This is a genomic window from Ensifer sp. Root558 (assembly GCF_001427045.1).
Classification (GTDB): Bacteria; Pseudomonadota; Alphaproteobacteria; order Rhizobiales; family Rhizobiaceae; genus Ensifer; species Ensifer adhaerens.
Genome location: NZ_LMGC01000023.1, coordinates 349,095 through 370,171 on the forward strand (window position 1 = coordinate 349,095; position 21,077 = coordinate 370,171).

Annotated in this window: 15 protein-coding genes; 3 read left to right on the forward strand and 12 right to left on the reverse strand. The window is 62.8% G+C overall.

Annotation, left to right across the window (positions count from 1 at the left end):
- The first annotated feature begins 368 nt into the window (after positions 1–368).
- A complete protein-coding gene (gene pepN / locus ASD63_RS21500) occupies positions 369–3,017 on the forward strand; it encodes an aminopeptidase N (protein ID WP_034789400.1) in 2,649 nt (882 codons plus the stop codon).
- 182 nt (positions 3,018–3,199) lie between these two features.
- The gene (locus ASD63_RS21505; protein ID WP_034789389.1) at positions 3,200–5,527 is read left to right on the forward strand and encodes an ATP-binding protein; all 2,328 of its coding nucleotides are present in this window, start codon (positions 3,200–3,202) and stop codon (positions 5,525–5,527) included.
- A 59-nt stretch (positions 5,528–5,586) separates the two neighbouring features.
- Here the strand turns inward: ASD63_RS21505 and ASD63_RS21510 are convergent, their stop codons facing one another.
- The 12 genes from ASD63_RS21510 to ASD63_RS21565 all read right to left on the reverse strand — a co-directional run bounded on the left by ASD63_RS21510 (position 5,587) and on the right by ASD63_RS21565 (position 20,077).
- On the reverse strand, positions 5,587–8,541 hold the full coding sequence (locus ASD63_RS21510) for a bifunctional [glutamine synthetase] adenylyltransferase/[glutamine synthetase]-adenylyl-L-tyrosine phosphorylase (protein WP_051659162.1): 2,955 nt from the start codon (positions 8,539–8,541) through the stop codon (positions 5,587–5,589).
- Positions 8,542–8,623: 82 nt separating this feature from the next.
- Positions 8,624–10,030: an ATP-binding protein gene (locus tag ASD63_RS21515; protein ID WP_034789387.1), complete on the reverse strand. Its 1,407-nt coding sequence runs from the start codon at positions 10,028–10,030 to the stop codon at positions 8,624–8,626.
- Positions 10,027–10,725: a response regulator transcription factor gene (locus ASD63_RS21520; protein ID WP_034789385.1), complete on the reverse strand. Its 699-nt coding sequence runs from the start codon at positions 10,723–10,725 to the stop codon at positions 10,027–10,029. The genes ASD63_RS21515 and ASD63_RS21520 overlap by 4 nt, the downstream gene beginning before the upstream one ends.
- Positions 10,726–10,911: 186 nt before the next feature.
- The gene (locus ASD63_RS21525; protein ID WP_034789379.1) at positions 10,912–12,471 is read right to left on the reverse strand and encodes a Do family serine endopeptidase; all 1,560 of its coding nucleotides are present in this window, start codon (positions 12,469–12,471) and stop codon (positions 10,912–10,914) included.
- Between the two features lie 327 nt (positions 12,472–12,798).
- A complete protein-coding gene (locus ASD63_RS21530) occupies positions 12,799–13,254 on the reverse strand; it encodes a cytochrome c-type biogenesis protein (RefSeq protein WP_034789377.1) in 456 nt (151 codons plus the stop codon).
- Positions 13,251–15,239 (reverse strand): heme lyase CcmF/NrfE family subunit, encoded by a 1,989-nt coding sequence (locus ASD63_RS21535; RefSeq protein ID WP_034789367.1) that lies wholly within the window; start codon positions 15,237–15,239, stop codon positions 13,251–13,253. The genes ASD63_RS21530 and ASD63_RS21535 overlap by 4 nt, the downstream gene beginning before the upstream one ends.
- Positions 15,236–15,688, reverse strand: coding sequence for a cytochrome c maturation protein CcmE (gene ccmE, locus ASD63_RS21540; protein WP_034789366.1), 453 nt, complete (start codon positions 15,686–15,688; stop codon positions 15,236–15,238). Before ccmE ends, ASD63_RS21535 begins: the two co-directional genes overlap by 4 nt.
- On the reverse strand, positions 15,685–16,827 hold the full coding sequence (ccmI, locus tag ASD63_RS21545) for a c-type cytochrome biogenesis protein CcmI (protein WP_034789365.1): 1,143 nt from the start codon (positions 16,825–16,827) through the stop codon (positions 15,685–15,687). The genes ccmE and ccmI overlap by 4 nt, the downstream gene beginning before the upstream one ends.
- Positions 16,828–16,957: 130 nt before the next feature.
- Entirely contained in the window at positions 16,958–17,398 is a 441-nt protein-coding gene (locus ASD63_RS21550; RefSeq protein WP_034789364.1) for a membrane protein, read from the reverse strand.
- A 237-nt stretch (positions 17,399–17,635) separates the two neighbouring features.
- On the reverse strand, positions 17,636–19,021 hold the full coding sequence (locus ASD63_RS21555) for a HAMP domain-containing sensor histidine kinase (RefSeq protein WP_034789363.1): 1,386 nt from the start codon (positions 19,019–19,021) through the stop codon (positions 17,636–17,638).
- Positions 19,011–19,682, reverse strand: a complete 672-nt coding sequence (gene feuP / locus ASD63_RS21560; protein WP_034789361.1) for a two-component system response regulator FeuP — start codon at positions 19,680–19,682, stop codon at positions 19,011–19,013. Before feuP ends, ASD63_RS21555 begins: the two co-directional genes overlap by 11 nt.
- A 140-nt stretch (positions 19,683–19,822) precedes the next feature.
- Entirely contained in the window at positions 19,823–20,077 is a 255-nt protein-coding gene (locus tag ASD63_RS21565) for a hypothetical protein (protein WP_034789359.1), read from the reverse strand.
- Positions 20,078–20,884: 807 nt separating this feature from the next.
- Between ASD63_RS21565 and ASD63_RS35750 the strand changes: the two genes are divergently transcribed.
- On the forward strand, positions 20,885–21,025 hold the full coding sequence (locus ASD63_RS35750) for a hypothetical protein (protein ID WP_164475066.1): 141 nt from the start codon (positions 20,885–20,887) through the stop codon (positions 21,023–21,025).
- The last annotated feature ends 52 nt before the right edge of the window (positions 21,026–21,077 follow it).

Here is a 21,077-nt window from a genome sequence, read left to right on the forward strand (position 1 = left end):
TTTTTCAGCGGAGAGCACCGCTGCAGGACCGGGCCACCTTAGCGACGCTTTTCTCGAAAGTCGGATCAAACTTCGTGATGAATGACGTTTTTTCTTGATCGATTAACCTTCGACAGTAGGGCGGCCGGCTTTTCTTTAGCTGCCCCGAAAAAAACCTTTCCAATTCATGTCTTGTTAGTCCCACTTCGATACACATCGGTCCGATAAGGGAGCGGGAAGAATAACGGGCGCCATGTCTTTTCTGTCGGAAGTGCGGTCGCCGGCATCACAATCGTGTGGCACAGCCCAGCTTTTCGCCCCTTGGCCTTTTCACCATCACAGGCACCCTCTACAAATTCTCCAGTAGAACGGTGCAAGCGGGACTGACCATGCGGACAAATACTGGCCAGATCATTCATCTGGAAGACTACCGGCCGACCGACTTCGTTCTGGAGAGAGTGGATCTGACCTTCGAGCTCGACCCGAAGGAGACCAAGGTCGAGGCCAGGCTGATCTTCCATCGCCGCGAAGGTGTCGACAGTGCCGCGCCGCTCGTGCTTGATGGCGACGAGTTGACCATGACCGGCCTGCTGCTCGACCAGGAAGAGCTTGCGACGACGCTCTACGATGTCGCCGAGGATACGCTGACGATCCGCGGCCTGCCCGAAACCGCCCCGTTCGAAATCACCATCACCACCCTGCTTTCGCCCGAGACCAATACGCAGCTGATGGGGCTCTACCGCACCAACGGCGTCTACAGCACCCAGTGCGAGGCCGAAGGCTTCCGCCGCATCACCTATTTCCCCGATCGTCCCGATGTACTTGCCGTCTACACGGTCAACATCATCGCCGACAAGGCGTCCTCTCCCCTCCTGCTTTCGAACGGCAACTATCTCGGCGGCGCCGACATGGGCGACGGCCGTCACTTCGCCGCCTGGTTCGATCCGCATCCGAAGCCGAGCTATCTCTTTGCGCTGGTCGCCGGCGACCTCGGCGTGGTCGAGGATACGTTCACAACGATGTCCGGCCGCGACGTTGCCTTGAAGATCTATGTCGAACACGGCAAGGAGCCTCGCGCCTCCTATGCCATGGATGCGCTCAAGCGCTCGATGAAGTGGGACGAAGAGGCCTTTGGTCGCGAATACGACCTCGACATCTTCATGATCGTCGCCGTCTCCGACTTCAACATGGGCGCCATGGAGAACAAGGGCCTCAACATCTTCAACGACAAATACGTGCTTGCGGACCCGGAAACGGCGACCGATGCGGACTACGCCAACATCGAGGCGATCATCGCGCACGAATACTTCCACAACTGGACCGGCAACCGCATCACCTGCCGCGACTGGTTCCAGCTCTGCCTGAAGGAAGGCCTGACGGTCTACCGCGACCACGAGTTCTCCGCCGACATGCGCTCGCGCGCGGTCAAGCGCATCGCCGAAGTGCGGCATCTGAAGTCGGAACAGTTCCCGGAGGATGCAGGTCCCCTCGCCCATCCGGTGCGCCCGACGAAATACCGCGAAATCAACAACTTCTACACGACGACCGTCTACGAAAAGGGATCGGAAGTCACCCGCATGATCGCGACCATCCTCGGCCGCGATCTGTTCAAGAAGGGTATGGATCTCTATTTCGACCGGCACGACGGCCAGGCGGTGACGATCGAGGATTTCGTCGCCTGCTTCGAGGCGGCAAGCGGTCGGGATCTGCGCCAGTTCGCGCTCTGGTATCACCAGGCCGGAACGCCGCTGGTCACCGCTTCGGGCGCCTATGACGCGACCAAGCAGACCTTCACCCTGTCGCTCGAACAGACCGTGCCGCCGACGCCCGGACAGAGCGCCAAGGAAGCGATGCACATTCCGCTGAAGATGGGTCTGCTGCTCGAAGACGGCAGCGAAGCCGCGCTTGCCGCCGTTTCCGGCGCCGACATGACCGACGATGTCCTGCATCTGACAGAGCGCAATCAGACGGTGGTCTTCTCGGGCATCCCCTCGCGCCCGGTTCCGTCGTTCAACCGCAGCTTCTCCGCGCCGATCAACCTGCATATCGAGCAGAATGCCGACGATCTGGCGCTGATCGCGCATCACGAAAGCGACCTCTTCGCCCGCTGGCAGGCGCTCAATGCCATTGCGCTTGGCAATCTGGTCGAGGCGACGGCGAATGTCCGCGCCGGCAAGCCGGTCACCTCGGACAAGGCCCTGATCGACGGCCTGATCCGGGCCGCCGCCGACAACAGCCTGGAGCCGGCCTTCCGTTCGCAGGCGCTGGCCTTGCCGAGCGAATCCGATATCGCCCGCGAGATCGGCACCAACAACGATCCGGACGCGATCCACGCGGCCCGCCAGCAGATCCTGACAGCGGTTGCGGCCGCCGGGCGCGACACCTTCCTCAAACTCTCCGACGAACTCGTCTCCAGCGGAGGGTTCAGCCCGGATGCGGCAAGCGCCGGCAGGCGGGCACTGCGCAACAGCGCGCTCACCTACCTCGTTCAGGCCGATGAAGGGCCCGAGCGTGCCGCGAAGGCCTTTGCGGCCGCCAACAACATGACCGATCTCAGCCATGCGTTGGCGCTGCTGGCGCACCGCTTCCCGGATTCGGCCGAGGCGACAGACGCGCTTGCAACATTCCGCAAGCGTTTCGCCGACAACGCGCTCGTCATCGACAAGTGGTTCGCCGTGCAGGCGACGATCCCGGGCGCTGGAACGCTCGATCGCATCAAGGCGCTGATGAACGAGCCACTGTTCAACGGCAACAATCCGAACCGCGTACGCTCGCTGGTAGGCACCTATGCCTTCGCCAACCCGACCGGGTTCAACCGCGCCGACGGCGAAGGCTACCGGTTCCTCGCGCGCCAGATCCTCGACATCGACCCGCGCAATCCGCAGCTTGCGGCCCGCATCCTGACCTCCATGCGCTCCTGGCGTTCGCTGGAGGACAAACGTGCCGGGCATGCCCGCAAGGCGCTGAAAGAGATCGCCGGCGCGTCGAAACTTTCGGCCGATGTCGGCGACATCGTCGAGCGCATGCTCAAGGCCTGAGCATCGCCAACGCCTGATTTTCCTGGGGCCGGGCCACCAAGGTGGCCCGGCCTATTATTTTCCAACGATAAGAAATGGTTAACAAATCTTTACCAGTGCCTCTGGACAAGGCGAATCGCCCTGTGATTCATTGAGTCAGATTCGGGCGAGCGGCGCGCCGAATCATCAGAGGGTTTAGACAATTGGGAAAGATGGCGGACGCGCGACCAGCGAGCGCAGCCGACGGGCGGTTGCGACTCAAGCTTCCAGGCGTTACCGGCCTGGAGCAGGAGTTTATCTCGCAGGCGAAGATCTTTGCCGGGCCGGCTTCACGCCGCCTGGCAAACGCGGAGCCTGTTCTCAAGCGCTCCATCCCGATCCTGATCATTGCATTCCTGATCATCGTTGCGGTTTCGCGCATGTCCAGCATCATGGACGAGCACGCCCGCATGGAGGAAAGTTCGCGCCAGACCGTCGGTCTTGCGGCGGCGATCGCCGGCGCCGCCTTCCAGACGGACGGAGTCGCGCTGTTCGATGAGGGCCGTCGTGCCGAGGCGGAGCAACGCTTCAGCCAGTTTCTGCCGACCGGCATGCTCGATCCCGGAACGTTCATCCTCGCGGTGCGCAAGGACGGGCGGATCTTTGCAAGCACGGAAGGCGGTGGACCGCTCATCGGCCGCACGCTCGCTGCGGCCGCGCCCGACATCGCGACGCTGCAATATTTCGGCGAACATTCGAGCGTCATGAAGACGGCGATCGCAGGCGCCGACCACATCGTGGCGCTGGCGCAGCTGCCCGATGCGGCTGGCGTCGTGCTGGCCGCAACGCCGGTCACCCAGCTCGAAACGACCTGGCGAGACGAGGTTTCGCTGAACGTCACCCTGTTTGCAGGTATCTCGGCGATCCTGTTGATGGTGCTCTACGCCTATTACATACAGGCCAAGCGTGCCCGCGACGCCGATTCGGTCTTTGCCGAATCGAACCTGCGGGTCGAGACGGCGCTCTCGCGCGGCCGTTGCGGCCTCTGGGATTTCGATCTTGCCAACCGTCGGCTGTTCTGGTCGCGCTCGATGTACGAAATGCTCGGCATGCCGGGCGAAAGCAGCGTGCTCTCCTTCGGTGACGCCGCAAGGCTGATGCATCCGGATGATCACGGCATCTACAGCGTGGCGCGCACGATCGCGCGTGGCGACGCGCGCCAGATCGACCAGGTGTTCCGCATGCGGCATGCGGACGGTCACTACGTGTGGCTACGGGCCCGCGCCGAGATCATCCGCACGGCCTCGGGCCGGGCGCATCTGATCGGCATCGCCATGGACGTGACGGAACAGCATCGTCTTGCGCAGCGCTATGCGGAGGCCGACCAGCGGCTCGCCGACGCCATCGAATGTACCTCCGAGGCCTTCGTGCTCTGGGACAAGCACGACCGCCTCGTCATGTGCAACACCCACTTCCAGGAGGCCTACAAGCTTCCGGATCACGTCCTGGTGCCCGGCACCGAACGCATAGCCGTGCATACGGCGGCAGCACGGCCGGTGGTCGAGCGGCGGATCGCCGACCCGGATCACAGCAACCAGTCACAGACGAGCGAGGTGCAGCTGGCCGACGAGCGCTGGCTGCAGATCAACGAGCGGCGCACACGCGACGGCGGCCTTGTCTCCGTCGGTACCGACATCACGCTTCTGAAGCGGCACCAGGTGCGCCTGCGCGAATCCGAACGGCGGCTGATGGCGACGATCGGCGACCTCTCGGCCTCGCGCATGACGCTGGAGCGGCAGAAGACCGAGCTCTCGGTCGCCAATTCGAACTACCAGGCGGAGAAGGACCGTGCGGAGGCGGCCAACCGCGCCAAGTCCGAGTTCCTCGCGAACATGTCACATGAGCTGCGCACGCCGCTCAACGCCATCCTCGGCTTCTCGGAAATCCTGCAGAACCAGATGTTCGGGCCGCTCGGCTCGGAGAAGTACAACGAGTATTCACGCGACATCCACGAAAGCGGCAAACATCTGCTCAACGTCATCAACGACATCCTGGACATGTCGAAGATCGAGGCCGGGCACATGCGCATCAGCCGCGAGACGATCGACCTTGCGCCGTTGATCGAAGAGACGCTGCGCTTCACCACCATACCGGCGGAGCAGAAGAACATTCACGTCGTGCAGCAGATCTCCTCGGGCCTCACCATGGTCGCCGATCGGCGGGCAATGAAGCAGGTGCTGCTCAACCTTCTGTCCAATGCGGTCAAATTCACCAATGAGGGCGGGCGGATTTCGCTTCGGGCACGCAAGGTGACGGGCGCGGTGACGCTCACGATCGCCGATTCCGGCATCGGCATTCCGCGCGACGCATTGCAGAAGATCGGTCAGCCCTTCGAACAGGTGCAGAGCCAGTACGCCAAGAGCAAGGGCGGATCCGGCCTCGGGCTCGCGATCTCGCGCTCACTCACCCGCCTGCACGGCGGCAGCATGAGAATACACTCGACCGAGAATGTCGGGACCATCATCTCGGTCAGGATTCCGGACCGCGGTTAAAGCGGGTCTGGAGCAGCGCGCGGTCTTCCACGCGCCTTCCGTTTACCCGCTGCCCTCCCTCACACTGAAACGACCGATTGGAAGACACGGCGCACGGCTTTGGAGAGCCTGCGAACGTCCCCCTCCAAGGTTTTCAGGTCCGGGTAGTCCCCTGCCCGGCAGACGAGATCGATCAGGCCCGCTGGCGCTTCCTTCGGCTCGAACTCGCCCTCGATGCAGAGCCTCACGATCTGGGACAATTCGGTGAAAAGATGCAGCGCTTCCAGCGCAACATCGAGATCGTTGGGGTTCATCAGCGCATCACCAAGCAGCTTCAACGCGTCGGCGGTGTTGGTGCCTGATGTCAGCGGCTGAACGCCCTTGGCCGGCGCTACGAGCGCCAGATACTGGGTGATGAACTCGATATCGACGAGACCGCCCGGGATCAGCTTGAAGTCCCAGATGTCGCTCGGCGGTTTCTCGCTATCGATCATCTCGCGCATGGAGATCACGTCGGCGCTGACTTTGGAAACATCGCGCTTGCGCTCGAGGATCTCGGCGAAGATCCCGTTGGCCTCGGCCATCAGCCGGTCATCGCCGCAGATGCAGCGCGCCCGGGTCAGAGCCAGATGCTCCCACGTCCAGGCCTCTTCGCGCTGATACTTAGCAAAGGCGTTGATCCTGGTTGCGACCGGCCCCTTGTTGCCGGAGGGACGAAGCCGCATGTCGACCTCGTAGAGGATGCCTTCCGCCGTCGGCGCGGAAAGTGCGGCGATCAGGCGCTGCGTCACCCGCGTAAAGTATCGCGTCGGATCAAGCGGCTTGGCGCCGTCGGACTCGGTTGCCGTCTCGTCGTAATCGTAGAGCAGGATCAGATCGACGTCGGATCCCGCAGTCAGCTCGTGGCTGCCGAGCTTGCCCATGCCGACAACGGCGATACGGCCTCCAGGGAAATCGCCGTGAACGGAGCGAACTTCATCCTCAACCGCCTTTACCGCCGCGGCGATGATGAGGTCGGCAAGATCGGTAAAGGCGCGGCCGGCTTGCGCGCCCGAGATCGCGCCGGTCAGGAGCCGAATGCCGATCAGGAAACGCTGCTCGGCGGCTATGATCCTCAGGCGATCGAGCACCTCCTCATAATGGCGAGCACCGCCGACGAAGTTGGCGATGCGTGGCGCCAGATACTCCCGCGTCGGCAATTCGGCGAGCAGGCCGGGATCGAGCATGCCGTCGAAGACATGCGGGCGCGCGGCAATGATTTCGGCAAGCCTTGGGGCCGACGACATGACATTGACGATCAGCGACAGGAGGCCCGGATTGTTGCCGAGCAGAGAAAACAGCTGAATGCCGGCAGGCAGGCCGGAGATGAAATTGTCGAAACGCAGCAGCGCTTCGTCGGCGCGGCGGCTTTCGCCAAAAACCCGCAGCAGCTCCGGCGTCAGCTCTGTCAGCCGCTCGCGCGCCTCCACCGACTGTGTCGCGCGGTAGCGACCATAGTGCCAGGTGCGGATCGTGTGGGAGATGTCCGACGGCCGCTGGAAGCCGAGTTTCTTCAGCGTCTCCAGCGTGTCCGGGTCGTCGCGCTGGCCAGTGAAGACGAGGTTGCCGGTCTCGGTCGAGAGCTTGGCTTCCTGTTCGAAAAGCTGAGCGTAGCGACGCTCGACGGTCTTCAGCACGCGCGAGAGGGCCTTGGAAAAGGCGGCTGTATCCTCGAAGCCGAGCATATAGGCGATGCGCTTCAGTTCCGCTTCGGTCTCGGGCAGGACGTGCGTCTGCTCGTCGCGCACCATCTGGATCCGGTGCTCGACATCGCGCAGGAACCAATAGGCTTCGACGAGTTCGTCAGCCGTCTCCTCGTCGATCCAGCCGGCCTTGACGAGCGCCCGCAGCATCGGCTCCGTCGCTCGCTGGCGCAGGTCCGGCATGCGGCCACCGGCAATCAGCTGCTGGGTCTGAACGAAGAACTCGATCTCGCGGATTCCGCCGCGGCCGAGCTTGATGTTGTGGCCCTTGACCGCGATCTCGCCGTGCCCCTTGTGGGCATGGATCTGGCGCTTGATCGAATGAATGTCGGCGATCGCCGCATAGTCGAGATACTTGCGGAAGACGAAGGGGACCAGATCCTTGAGGAAGTGCTCGCCAGCCTCGATGTCGCCGGCGACCGGCCGCGCCTTGATGAAGGCGGCGCGCTCCCAGTTCTGCCCCCTGCCCTCGTAATAGAGCATCGCCGCTTCGACCGGGATCGCCAGCGGCGTCGAGCCCGGATCCGGGCGCAGGCGCAGGTCGGTCCGGAAGACGTATCCGTCGCCGCTGCGCTCCTGCAGGATGCGGATCAGGCGGCGCAACAGCCGGCCGAAAGTTTCCGAGGCATCGTCGCGATCGACGATGATGCCGGATTGCGGATCGTAGAAGACAACGAGGTCGATATCGGAGGAATAGTTGAGCTCGAAGGCGCCGAGCTTGCCCATGCCGAGCACGACGACGCCGGAACCGACGCTCGGGTTTGCGGCATCCTTGACCTTCAACTTGCCGCTCTCATGCGCGCTCAGGAGCAGGTGATCGATCGTCGCCGACACGGCCGCACCGGCGAATTCGCTGAGCCAACGGGTGGTCTCGCGCCCGTCGAAATGGCGGGAGAGATCGGCGAGAGCGACGGCGAAGGCAAGTTCGCGCTTGGCCCTTCTGAGCCGCGCCATGATCTCGGTATCCGGCAATGCCGCGCCGCCTTCATTCGGCTTCCAGGCATCGCGGGCTCCGCGCACGCGCTCGCTCAGGAAAGCCGTGAGATCGGTCGAGAGAAGCTCTTCGAGAATGGCGGGGCGACTGTCGCCGGTGTCGCGAAGAAAAGGCGAAAGGGCAAAGGCCGAGACGATGAAGGTCTTGAACTGCGTTTCGGACGCAAGCAGGCTTGCGACCTTTTCATGACCCTTGGCCATATCCTTCAAGACCGAAAGCGCTGTCTTGGCATCGGCTTGTGTCGCCGGACGGATCGGCGTCGTCTCGATCGCCCAGCACTGCTGCACCTGTTCCTGCATGCCGTCTCCCTCTGGCCGGAGCGGACGGCGCGGAACAACTGCGCGCTGCTTCACTCCACTTCGTTCTCCCAAAACCGGTCTATCAGGTTGCAGTCATCGGGAAAACCATCTGAACCGTCAGCCCCTTGGCGCCATCTTCGGCGGAAGGAACCGTGTCGGCGAGATGCAGCGCGCCGTGATGCATCTCCATGACGGCCTCGACCAGCGACAGGCCAAGGCCGGTGCCAGGCTTGGACCGGCTCTCATCCAGGCGAACGAAACGCTTGATCACCTCGTCGCGCATCGCTGCGGGGATGCCCGATCCATGATCGGCAACCGACAGCAACACATTCCCCTCGCGCTTTTCGAGCGAGACTTTGATCAGAGGGTTCCCGGCGCCATCGGCATACTTGACCGCGTTGTCGATGAGGTTGCCGAGGGCCTGGCCGACCAGTTCGCGGTTGCCTGAAATCACGAGATCCTGGGCGATTTCGGCTTCAAGTTTCAGACCGCCATCTTCGGCCACCGGTTCGTAGAGCTCGACGCAATCGGCGACGATCTGCGAAAGGTCGATGTCGCTCATCTCGGCGACGGACGAGCCGGCCTCGACGCGCGAAATCATCAGAAGCGCGTTGAAGGTGCGGATCAACTGATCGGATTCGCCGATGATCTCCTCGAGCGCACCGCGCTGGCTCGTGCCCTTGCGGGAAAGTGCGGCTTCCGCCTTGTTGCGCAGCCGCGTCAGTGGCGTCTTCAGATCGTGAGCGATGTTGTCGGAGACCTGCCGCAGCCCTTCGTTCAGCTTCTCGATGCGGCTGAGCATTGCGTTCAGTGATTCCGACAGCCGGTCGAACTCGTCGCCGGAGCCGCTCATCGGCAGACGCTGCGACAGATCGCCGGCCATGATCTTGGTGCTCGCCTCCGACATGCGGTCGATGCGCTTCAAGGCGTTGCGGCCGATGCCGAACCAGATGACGAGGGCGCCAAGCCCCATGACGCCGAGCGCCACCATCAGAGCCTGGCGCACAAGGGCGCGGAACTTCTGCGGCTCCTGCAGGTCGCGGCCAACAAGAATGCGCAGACCATTGTCGAGCACCAGCACATGGGCAAGCGCTACGTGGGTGTCCTTCTTGCTCTCGTCCGTATAGCGCTGATAGGCGAAGGGACGTTCGGTCCAGCCTTCGCTGTCGAGCAGGCCCGGCTCCAGGCTGGCAACGTTGCCGGCGAGGATTTCGCCGCTCGGTCCCGCAATCACGTAGAGATTGGCTCCCGGCTGGCGTGCCCGCCGCTCGAGCGAGCGCAACAGGCCGTTCATGCCGGCGCGGCTATAGACCTGCTCGATCTGCGCCACCTCGGCGGTGACCGCGTCACGGGTCTGCTGCTGCAGCAGCCGCTCCGACATGCCGGTGACGTAGAAGACGAGAAAGGCAGCACAGAGAGAAAAAAGAATGAGGTAGAGGGCGGAAAGCCGGACTGCGGTCGTTCTGAAGAGAACGCGAAGCTTGCTCATGCGGACGCCCGGTCATCCTTGATCATGTAGCCGGCACCGCGCACCGTGCGCAGCAGCGGCACATCGAAATCCTTCTCGATCTTCGAGCGCAACCGCGAGACATGCACGTCGATGACGTTGGTCTGCGGGTCGAAGTGGTAGTCCCAGACGTTTTCCAGCAGCATGGTGCGGGTGACGACCTGGCCGGCGTTCTTCATGAGATATTCGAGCAGGCGGAATTCGCGCGGCTGCAGGGGAATTTCCTTTCCCTGCCGGCGCACGGAATGCGAAAGGCGGTCGAGTTCCAGATCGCCAACGCGGTAAACCATGTCCTGATCGGGCGTGCCCTTGCGGCGCCCAAGCACCTCGACACGGGCGAGCAATTCATTGAAGGCGTAGGGTTTCGGCAGATAATCGTCGCCGCCGGCGCGTAAACCCGTGACCCGGTCATCCACCTGGCCGAGCGCCGACAGGATCAGCACCGGCGTGTGGATGTCCTTGCGACGAAGCTCGGTGATGACAGAGAGACCGTCTCGACGCGGCAGCATGCGGTCCACCACGAGAACGTCGTAATTGTTCTCGCTGGCCATGAACAGGCCGCTCTCGCCATCGCTGGCGTGATCGGACACGATGCCCGCCTCACGGAAGGCTTTCGCCAGATAGGCTGCCGCCTCGAGATCGTCTTCAATGATGAGAATCTTCATACGCGCGACCATAGTCCCGGACCCCTGTCTGTCTCAACCGGTTTCGACTTTCGACAACCGGGTTGGCGAGTGCTCTCGTGAGGGAAAGCGGGATGGGCGGAGAACCGCACACACCTTTTCAAATCCCGCTCCAAACGGCGAGCGCCGCGACATCACTTGGAAATCGCGGCGCTCCGGTCAATCATTTGACTGCCGCGATCAGCCCTTGTCGATCGGAAGGGCCACGAAGCGGCTGCCGTTGTCGGCCTCGATCTGGAAGAGCGCCTTGCTACGGCCGTCCTTCTTGGCAGTGTTGATGACCTTCAGGATGTCGTCGGCGGACTTCACCTCCTGATTGTTCACCGAGACGATCTTTTCGCCCTGCTTCAGGCCGCGATCGCTGGCATCAGAGTCTTCGTCGACCGAGGCGATGGTGACGCCCTTGCCATCATCAGACGGCACGACAGAGACGCCAAGGTCGGCCAGTGCCTGCTCGCTCGACGGCTGGGCTTCTTCGGACTGGTCGTCCTGGCTCTTGGCAGCGTCCTTGTCGTCCTTGGGCAGCGTGCCGATTTCGAGTTTGACGGTTTCCGCCTTGCCGTCGCGCCACAGGGCCAGATCGACCGTGGTGCCCGGGCGGATTGCCGCAACCTTGCGGGCAAGGTCACGCGGATCCTTGACCGTGTCGCCGTTCAGCGCGGTTACGACGTCACCCTTCTTGATGCCTGCCTTTTCACCCGGCGAGCCGGTCTGCGGTTCGACGACGAGCGCGCCGCTTGCTTCCGAAAGGCCGAGCGATTCGGCGATGTCCTTGGTAACGGGCTGGATCTGCACGCCGAGCCAGCCGCGGGAAACCGAGCCGTCCTTGATCAGGTCGGTGACGACATCCTTGGCAACGGTCGACGGGATGGCAAAGGCGATACCGACGTTGCCGCCGCCCCTCGGCGAGAAGATCGCGGTATTGATGCCGACGACTTCACCGGAGAGGTTGAAGGTCGGACCGCCCGAGTTGCCGCGGTTCACCGCCGCATCAACCTGCAGGTAATCGTCATAGGGGCCGGAGCCGATATCGCGGCCACGCGCCGAAACGATGCCGGAGGTCACCGTGCCGCCGAGACCGAACGGGTTGCCGACGGCAACGACCCAGTCACCGACGCGGACCTTGCTGTCATCGGCCCAGCCGACATAGGTGAACTTGCGCTTGTCATCGACCTTGAGCACGGCGAGATCCGTGCGGCTATCCTTGCCGACCAGCTTGGCATCGAGTTCGGTGCCGTCGTTGAGGATGACCGTGAAGGCCGAACCGTCGGAAACGACGTGGTTGTTGGTGACGAGGTAGCCGTCTTCGGAGATGAAGAAGCCGGAGCCCTGAGCGGTCGGACGCAGGCGGCCTTCGCCATGCGGGCCACGGCGGTTGGGGCCGCGGTCGGCACGGTCATCGCCGCGCGGACCGAATTCCTTGAAGAAGCGCTTCAGGGGGTGATCGTCGGGCAGATCGTCGAAACCGCGACCGTTGAAATCGAAGCTGAAGTCGCCGCCATCTTCGGCCACCGGGTTGACGCGCGACTGGACGCGCACCGAAACGACGGCCGGCGAAACGGCATCAACGACATTGGCAAAGCTCGGCACCGACGGCGCTTCCACCTTCACCGGATCGGCAAAGGATTGCGAGATGCTTGCCGGCAGACCCGAGGTCAGCATGACGGCGGCAAGGCCGGCGATGGTCGAGGTCTTCAGAACGGTCTTGAGGGAGGGACGCAGGGATTTGGTCGTAAACATCCGTTTTGCCTTTTCTCTTCCTAGATGCCATCGGAGACGGCACCGAAACCTGGTTGCGAAGCCGCCTCAGGGAAGGCGGAATTCGTTTTGGCTGACTGGAGGAACAGCCGATGACGAAAGATGTAACGGATGGGACCTTACTGAGTTCTGTCCGGAAAATGAATTTTTGGTAATGTTGTGAAGAGCTGGCCCGGGCTCGGCCAAAGGCCTGCCGGGGACTGCGCGTTGGCGCGAACGGAATTGCCCGCCACCGGCAGGGATCTCAAGCGATATCAAGAGATTAGTGCTGAAGCCGATCCAACGAATGCGCGTTCGGCGAGCGCTGCATTAAGGCTGAAGCAGCTTCTTCAGCTTTTCCTTCTCGTCCTCGGAAAGCGGCGTCCCCTTTGGCTGGGCGCCGCGACGGCGAGAGGCGATGACGAGGGTAATCGCCCCGACGAGAAGCAGGGTCGCCGGCATGCCCCAGAGGATCAGGGTCTTCGTCTCGAAGCGCGGCTTCAGCAGTACGAATTCGCCATAGCGGGACACGACGTAATCGATGACGGCCTTGTCGCTGTCGCCGTTCGCCAGCCGCTCGCGCACAAGCACGCGCAGGTCCTTGGCAAGCTCGGCGTTGGAATCGTCGATCGACTGGTTCTGGCAGACCATGCAGCGCAGCTCCGCCGAGATCGCCCGCGCCCGCGCTTCGAGCGCGGGATCGGCAAGCACTTCATCCGGGTTGACGGCAAAGGCCGAGCCGACAGGCGCGAGCAACAGCAGGAGTGCCAGGAGCAGACGGTTCATTCCGCAGCCCCCACAGGCACCGCCTTCGGTCGCTTGGCCTTGGCCGGCGCGCCGACGCGCAGGCGGCGGTCGCTCAAGGAGACGAAACCACCCGCCATCATGAACAGGGTACCGCCCCAGATGCACAGGATCATCGGCTTCCACCAGATGCGCACGACGATGCCGCCTTCGCTGATCTGATCGCCGAGCGAGACGTAGAGTTGGCTCAAGCCGAAGGTGCGAATGCCCGCCTCGGTCGTCGGCATGCGGCGCGCCTGGTAGAGACGCTTCGAAGACCAGACGTCGTCAATCGCAGCGCCACCGCGGCTGATGGTGAAGTGGCCGGACTCCTCGGAATAGTTCGGGCCGCTGCCATTGCGCATGCCGTCGAAGCGCAGGGTGTAGCCACCGGCATCCACCGTCATGCCGGGCTTCATCTCGACCACGGTTTCGGTCTCGAAGGCCGTGACGGCGACGATGCCGATCAGGGTGACGCCGAGGCCGATATGCGCAAGCGCCGTGCCGAAAGCCGAACGCGGCAGGCCGGAGAAGCGTCGCCAGACGACGTTGCCTGCGACCTTGCCGAGGCCGGAGCGCAGCGCCAGGTCCGTCAACGAACCGACAATCACGTAGACGCCAAGGGCAATGCCGAAGAGCGCCAGAACCGGGCCGCCATTCATGAAGTAATAATAGGTGACGCCGAAGAGCAGGCCGATGGCAACCGCTGCGAAGAGCCGCTGCGAAACGCCAGCAAGGTCGCCGCGCTTCCAGGCAAGCAGCGGGCCGAAAGGCACCGCAAAGAGCAGTGGCAGCATCAACAGGCCGAAGGTCATGTTGAAGAAGGGCGGCCCGACGGAGATCTTGTCGCCGGTCAGCGCTTCGAGCACCAGCGGATAGAGCGTGCCGGTCAGGACCGTCGCGGTCGCCGTCGTCAGGATGAGGTTGTTGAAGACCAGCGCACCCTCACGCGAGATCGGCGCGAAGATGCCGCCGGCTTTCAGGTGCGAGGCGCGCAGGGCGAAGAGCGTGAACGCACCGCCGATGAAGAAGACGAGAATGGCGAGGATGAAGATGCCGCGCGTCGGGTCGGTGGCGAAGGCGTGGACCGAAGTCAGGACACCCGAACGCACGAGGAAGGTGCCGAGCAGCGACAGCGAGAAGGTCATGATCGCAAGTAGCACGGTCCAGATCTTCAGCGCCTCGCGCTTTTCCATGACCAGCGCCGAATGCAAAAGCGCCGTACCCGCGAGCCACGGCATGAAGGAGGCGTTTTCGACCGGATCCCAGAACCACCAGCCACCCCAGCCGAGCTCGTAATAGGCCCAGTACGAACCCATGGAGATCCCGGCGGTGAGAAAGGTCCAGGCGGCAAGCGTCCAGGGACGGACCCAGCGAGCCCAGGCGGCGTCGATGCGGCCCTCGATCAAGGCCGCGATGGCAAAGGAGAAGCAGACCGAAAAACCGACATAGCCGAGGTAGAGCAGTGGCGGATGAATGGCGAGGCCGACGTCCTGAAGGATCGGGTTCAGGTCCTTGCCCTCGCCCGGCGCGGGCATCAGCCGAGCGAACGGATTGGACGTCAGCAGGATGAAGAGCGCGAAGGCCATCGCGATCCAGGCCTGGACGGCAAGCACGTTTGCCTTCAACGTCTCCGGCAGGTTGCGCCCAAAGGCGGCAACCAGCGCCGAAAAGAACGTCAGGATCAACAGCCACAGCAGCATCGAGCCTTCATGGTTCCCCCAGACGCCCGAGATCTTGTAGATCAGCGGCTTCAGCGAATGGGAGTTTTCCCAGACGTTGCGGACCGAGAAATCCGAGGTCACATAGGCGAAGGTGAGGACGGCAAAAGCGAAAGCGACGAGCAGAAAGCAGGCGACGGCGGCGCTGGATGCGAGTTCCATCAGGCCGCGATCGTTCAATCGTGCGCCAAGGATCGGTAAGGCGGCCTGAATGACCGCCGTCGCCAACGCCAGAACCAGAGCGTAGTGTCCGAGCTCGATGATCATTTGATGGTTTCCTTCCCGCTGAGCTCGACGCCCTGCGCCTTCAAACGGTCGGCGACATCCTTGGGCATATAGGTCTCGTCATGCTTGGCGAGAACGGAATCGGCCACGAAGACCGAGCTTCCGGCAACGAAGGTTCCCTCCGTCACCACACCCTGCCCTTCGCGGAACAGGTCAGGCAGGATGCCGGTATAGGTGACCGGCACACCGCTCAGCGTATCGGTGACGGTGAAGGTCACCGTCTTACCGTCACCGCGCTTGACGGAGCCGGTTTCGACGACACCGCCGAGGCGGATGCGGGTTCCCGGCGGTACGTTGGCCTTTTCGAGGTCGCTCGGCACATAGAAATAGGCGATCGCCTGGCTGAAGGCGAACATCACGAGGAAGGCTGCAAGCACCAGGAAGCCGACACCGCCGCCGATGATCGCCAGTCTTTTTTGTTTGCGCGTCATTGCGTTACTCCGTCGGTGGCAATCCCGAGCTCACGCGCCAGCGCCAGCAGCTGCTTGCCGCCGTCGCCATCGGCCGGGAAGGTTTTCAGGCCCTCCCTTAGCGCGGCCAGTGCCTTGTCTCGTTGATCAAGGACAACATGGGAGCGGATCAGACGCGCCCAGCCTTCAAGATTATCCGGATTTTCCTTCAGCCGGCTTTCGAGGCTGCCGACCATGCCCCGGATCATTTCCTGGCGATCGCCGGCGCTCATGCTTTCGGCGGCGGCCACGTCATCGGCACTCGGATTGCCGGGCGCTGCAGCGCTGGTGGCGCCGGCGCCGCCCAGTTCTGCCACGTGCTGTTTGACGAGCGGCAGCCAGGGCGCGTCGGCGGGTGATGTCGCGACCAGTCGGTTGAAGGCAGTCAGCGCTTCCGCTTTCTTGCCTTCCTGCTTGAGGCCGAGGGCAAGATAGAATTCCGAGCGCGGGTCATTGGGATCGAGCGTCAGCGCCTGCTTCAGCGCGTCCTGCGCCTTGCTCGTCACGACGCCGTCGGACTGCACGACCATCGCCTCGGCATAGCCGCCGAGACGTGCCGGCGTCGGGCCAAGCAGGCGGATCGCCCGGTCATAGGCATCGACCGCATCTTCGACACGGCCGTTGCGCATGTAGATCGGCGCAAGCAGGTCCCAGCCGGCGCCATCATTCGGGTTTACCGCCAGATGATTCTCAGCCTTGGCAATCAGGATGTTGATGTCGCCATTGGGATCGGCCAGGCGTGCGGCCAGCGGCTGCGCCGGCATGCCCGGGCTGCCCGTCAGCAAGTAAAGACAGAGGCCGACGGCCGGAAGACAGAGAAGCACGAAGGCCTGGGCCAGGCGGCTGACACCGCGGCGCGGCGCGGCAGCCGCAATCGCCTCACTGTCGCTCTCGCCAGCAGCCAGCAGCCGGCGCGCAACTTCGGCGCGCGCAAGCTCGGCGTCGTCGCCGCCGATCAGGCCGCTATCCTGGTCCCGCTTCAACTCTTCGAGCTGGTCGCGATAGACCTCGACATCATGGCTGTGGGGAGACGACGGGGCTTCCCCCGCCCGCAGCAGCGGAAGGATGAGCACGACAGCGACAGCCGCCGTCAGAGTGGCGACGAGGATCCAGAACAACATGGAAGCTCAATACTATGGCCCCCATGCCATTCCAACTCGAAAACCCCTTATGACGGAGATTTGAGGCGTTTCGCCGCAACGGCGGCTCGATCCGCCTGAGCACATCCGGGAGAGCCCGGCCGGCTACGCCTTAGGTCAGCGGTGTCCAGCTGCCGTCCGGGTTGCGGCAGGCAGCACCCCGCGCCGTCTTCGGCTGTCCCTTGACGGTAACCGTGTGGCTATACTGGCGGCAGTTCTGCGACCCGACCTGATAGGGAGCGGCTGCAACGACCGAACCGTTGACGCCGCGCCCGTCCCAGGTCACCGGCTGCCCACCGGGGGCCGCTTCAAGTGCGCGGTATTCCGCTTCCAGAGCGCGCTGACGGTCGGATGTCCCGATGTCGAGATCGGTGAGACGCGCGATCACCCCACCCTGGAGTGCCGCGATGTAATTGGTCGAGGTGGCACCACGCGTTGCCGTCGAGCCGAGGCCGGCGGCCGCGCCCTTGCTGCCCGTCGTGCCGCATCCGGCAAGCGCGACGGCCGAGGCGATCACAACGATCCTGCCGCCGACGACAATAGCCCGTGTCATTTCTGCCTGGTTCCTCATGATCCGCGACACTCAATCATCCTATCCGAAGCCGCATTCTTAAGCTCGTTCCATTCGAGCACGATGACGACTAGTCCTTGATTTTCTTTTGGCATTCCCCGCGTGCCGAGGCAACGGCGAGCCCTGCGGGTGTGACATTTTCAAGCACGGGTGTGACCCCTAAATCACGATGGATTCGCAAGCGAGCGACGCCGGAACCACGCATTTCCTCATCACCCTCTAAACGGCCGCCGGCAAAACCAGTTCCGCACGCAACCCTCCCTCGTCCCGTCGTGACAGGGTGATGGTGCCCTGATACTCCCGGACGATCTCGCTGACGATCGAAAGACCGAGCCCGGTTCCGGGCTTGCTTTCGTCGAGCCGCTTGCCGCGCTTCATCGCCACTGCGATCTGGTCGGGATTGAGCCCCGGCCCGTCGTCGTCGATGTCGAGAACGATCCACTGCCGGCCGGGCTCCTTGGCATGAACCTCGCTCGGTGCCGGCCTGACATTCAGCCACACCTCGCCACGGGCGTGGCGGGCGGCATTTTCGAGCAGGTTGCCAACGGTCTCCTCGACGTCCTGCAGCTCCATGGCAAGAACCAGTCCCGGCGGGTTGATCGACAGATGGACCTGCTTTTCCGGATTGAGCTTGCGCATGACGCGCACGAGGCGTTCGAGCGCCGGCTGCGCTTCGGTCCGCGCCAGCACGGACTCGCGCTGCGCCGCAATCCGGGCGCGGCTCAGATAGGATTGAACCTGGGTCTGCATTGCATCGACCTGAGTGCGCACCAACTCGCCATGCGATGCCTCGAGCACCCGGGCCTCGTTGAGCAGGACCGCGATCGGTGTCTTCAGCGAATGGGCAAGATTGCCGACCTGCATGCGGGCGCGCTCGACGATGCGGCGGTTGCTGTCGATCAGGGCATTGACCTCGTTGGCGAGCGGCTGGATCTCACGCGGGAAAGCGCCGTCCAACCGTTCGCTTTCGCCGGCGCGGATCTTCTCCATCGAGCGCCGGACCTCATCGAGCGGCCTCAGGCCGAAGAGAATGGTGAGCGCGTTGACCCCGAGCCCTCCCAGACCGAAGATGGAGAGCGCGATCGTCAGGTTGCGGGTGAAGCGGTTGATATCGGCCTCGAGCACGTCGCGGTTGCCCGCCACGCGAAAGCGCGCCGTATGGCCCTGGATGTCGAGAACGACCTCGGTCTCGGAGACCTCGACCTCGTTCCCGAAGGGATCCTTGGTGGTGTAGAAGCGAACATAGCCGGTATCGAACGGCACCTCGTCGACGCTGGCGATCGGTAGCTTGCCGTTGCCGAGCGAGGTCGAGATCAGGGGCGGCGTATCGAACTCGCCGATCGGATCGACGATCCAGTACCAACCGGTCTGCGGCTGCGAAAACCGGAGGTCGCCAAGCTGCGGACTGCCCGACAGCACCGTCCTCTCGTTGACGGAGATCGAGTTGACGACGTTGAAGAGCTGGGCGCGCAGCAGGTCTTTGAAACCGCGCTCGGAGCCCTGGCGATAAAGCTCGGAAATCACCACGCCGATCACGACGAGAGCCACCACCGCCCAGACGGTGGAGACCACCAGAACGCGTGCGGTGAGCGATCTAATTGCCATTGCCCGGCGCTTGCATTCGGTATCCGAGACCGCGCACCGTTTCGATCAGATCGTTGCCGATCTTCTTGCGCAGCCGGCCGATGAACACTTCGATCGTATTGGAATCGCGATCGAAATCCTGATCGTACATATGCTCGACCAATTCTGTGCGCGAAACGACCTGGCCCATGTGGTGCATGAGATAGGAGAGCAGCCGGAACTCGTGCGACGTCAGCTTCAATGCGACGCCATCGACCGTTGCCTTGGAACCCTTGGTGTCGAGGCGGACCGGGCCGCAGACGATCTCCGAGCTCGCATGGCCGGCGGCGCGCCGGATCAGGGCGCGGATGCGGGCAAGAACTTCTTCGACGTGGAAGGGCTTGGCAACATAGTCGTCGGCGCCGGCATCGATGCCAGCCACCTTGTCGCTCCAGCGATCACGCGCCGTCAGGATCAGGACCGGCATGGTCTTGCCGTCGCCGCGCCATTTCTCAAGCACGGTGATGCCGTCCATTTCCGGCAGGCCGATATCGAGGATCACGGCATCATAGGGCTCGGCGTCGCCGAGATAGTGCCCCTCCTCGCCATCATAGGCCTGGTCAACGACGTAGCCGGCCTCCTTCAGCACCTCGGCGAGCTGCCGGTTCAGGTTGGCGTCGTCCTCGACAATCAGAATGCGCATCCGTCTTTACTTCCTCTCGCGGCCATCCTGCTGCATGCTTCGCCAAATCTGGCTGATTTAAGGATAAGAACATGCAGCCATTCAAAGTGCTACAGCGACCTTCGTACGCCAGATACGGCACGCGGCGCTGCAGGGATAGCCTACATCGGCACCTTGACGGTGACCTTCTTCGGCCTACCGCCATTGCCAGGAACAAGCACGGTGATCACGCACTGGCCATCGGACGTCGGCTGTGCCGACAGCAACTCGCCACCAGTGTCGGCAACGACCTGCGCTGCAGCCGCGCTGCAATCGCCGGACACACGAACGACAATATCCGACGGCACGCTGATCGCAGGCGGGCTGAAGCCGGCGAGGCCTGCAGCAAGCGCGGCTATGATCACTGGTGAAGACATGAACGCACTTTCGACTTGGGAAGCATCATGGCAGAAGCAATAACCGAACGAGGCTGAATGGCAAATGAATGTCGGCCATTTGGACCGGCAGGCACTACCGGGAAACGCATTACCTTCCCCGAATTCCGACCTTAGATTGCGGCGATTCTTCCCTGGTGGAAACCCGCATTGCTCATTCTCTTGCCAAGCCATAGCCGCTTCCTGCGACAGTTTTAGCGACGCAATCACGCGAGGAACACGGCCCGAAACCCAAGGCGGCCCGACGACGCCGGACAACGGTCAGCTTTCGTTAAGCATGTTTCGTTAGCATCTCTTCGCCGGCATGCGCTAACGCGAAAGAGCCCGTTCCCGATCAAGCGCGGCATGGCTGCGCACGCATTTTCTCGATTCTTTTGAATCCTTTGGCGGCTGTCGCTCGCAGCGTGAATCAAACATCTCAGAAACTGATTCAGGTCCGTCGGCGCCGCTCCCGAACAAGGCTCAGCCATCGTGTCCTTCGAACCAGTCGACGCAATCCGTCATGGCGGCACCGATCACGCCGCAGCACCGTTCTCTCTTAATAGAGAGCCGCGAAACGGCTGGCCCTTTGCCGCAATCTATGCGCGCAAATTACTTCAAAAGTAGCTGCAACTTAAACCTGTTGACGTCCGGACGCGATGCGTGCTGTGTATAAACGAAAAATTAATCGATTTAAAGATTTTTCAATCGTTTAAATGATTTAAGCCACTGATTTACAAAGCCTTTGCGATGTGAAATTGTCCGCCACACCTTACATCATGAAACCGTCACAGAACCCGGGAGGATCGCATGCAGACGCTCGCAAACAACCAGCCCGCATCTCAGCAGTCCAAAGTACCGCAATCGTTGCTCGACCGTTTCGAGAGCGAATGGCGTGAGATGCGCGCCGCGAGCGAGGCAACGCCGAAGCCGGTCGCACCGGCCGAATGAGGCCCGCCAGAGTGGCGCGCCTAGGCGTCACCGGCCCTTCATATCCATAGAC

Coding starts and splice junctions, on each gene's coding strand:
- pepN (WP_034789400.1), top strand. CDS start 369: ATGCGGACAAATACTGGCCAGATCATTCATCTGGAAGACTACCGGCCG.
- ASD63_RS21510 (WP_051659162.1), bottom strand. CDS start 8,541: ATGCAGGAACAGGTGCAGCAGTGCTGGGCGATCGAGACGACGCCGATC.
- ASD63_RS21515 (WP_034789387.1), bottom strand. CDS start 10,030: ATGAGCAAGCTTCGCGTTCTCTTCAGAACGACCGCAGTCCGGCTTTCC.
- ASD63_RS21520 (WP_034789385.1), bottom strand. CDS start 10,725: ATGGTCGCGCGTATGAAGATTCTCATCATTGAAGACGATCTCGAGGCG.
- ASD63_RS21525 (WP_034789379.1), bottom strand. CDS start 12,471: ATGTTTACGACCAAATCCCTGCGTCCCTCCCTCAAGACCGTTCTGAAG.
- ASD63_RS21530 (WP_034789377.1), bottom strand. CDS start 13,254: ATGAACCGTCTGCTCCTGGCACTCCTGCTGTTGCTCGCGCCTGTCGGC.
- ASD63_RS21535 (WP_034789367.1), bottom strand. CDS start 15,239: ATGATCATCGAGCTCGGACACTACGCTCTGGTTCTGGCGTTGGCGACG.
- ccmE (WP_034789366.1), bottom strand. CDS start 15,688: ATGACGCGCAAACAAAAAAGACTGGCGATCATCGGCGGCGGTGTCGGC.
- ccmI (WP_034789365.1), bottom strand. CDS start 16,827: ATGTTGTTCTGGATCCTCGTCGCCACTCTGACGGCGGCTGTCGCTGTC.
- ASD63_RS21550 (WP_034789364.1), bottom strand. CDS start 17,398: ATGACACGGGCTATTGTCGTCGGCGGCAGGATCGTTGTGATCGCCTCG.
- ASD63_RS21555 (WP_034789363.1), bottom strand. CDS start 19,021: ATGGCAATTAGATCGCTCACCGCACGCGTTCTGGTGGTCTCCACCGTC.
- feuP (WP_034789361.1), bottom strand. CDS start 19,682: ATGCGCATTCTGATTGTCGAGGACGACGCCAACCTGAACCGGCAGCTC.
- ASD63_RS21565 (WP_034789359.1), bottom strand. CDS start 20,077: ATGTCTTCACCAGTGATCATAGCCGCGCTTGCTGCAGGCCTCGCCGGC.
- ASD63_RS35750 (WP_164475066.1), top strand. CDS start 20,885: ATGCAGACGCTCGCAAACAACCAGCCCGCATCTCAGCAGTCCAAAGTA.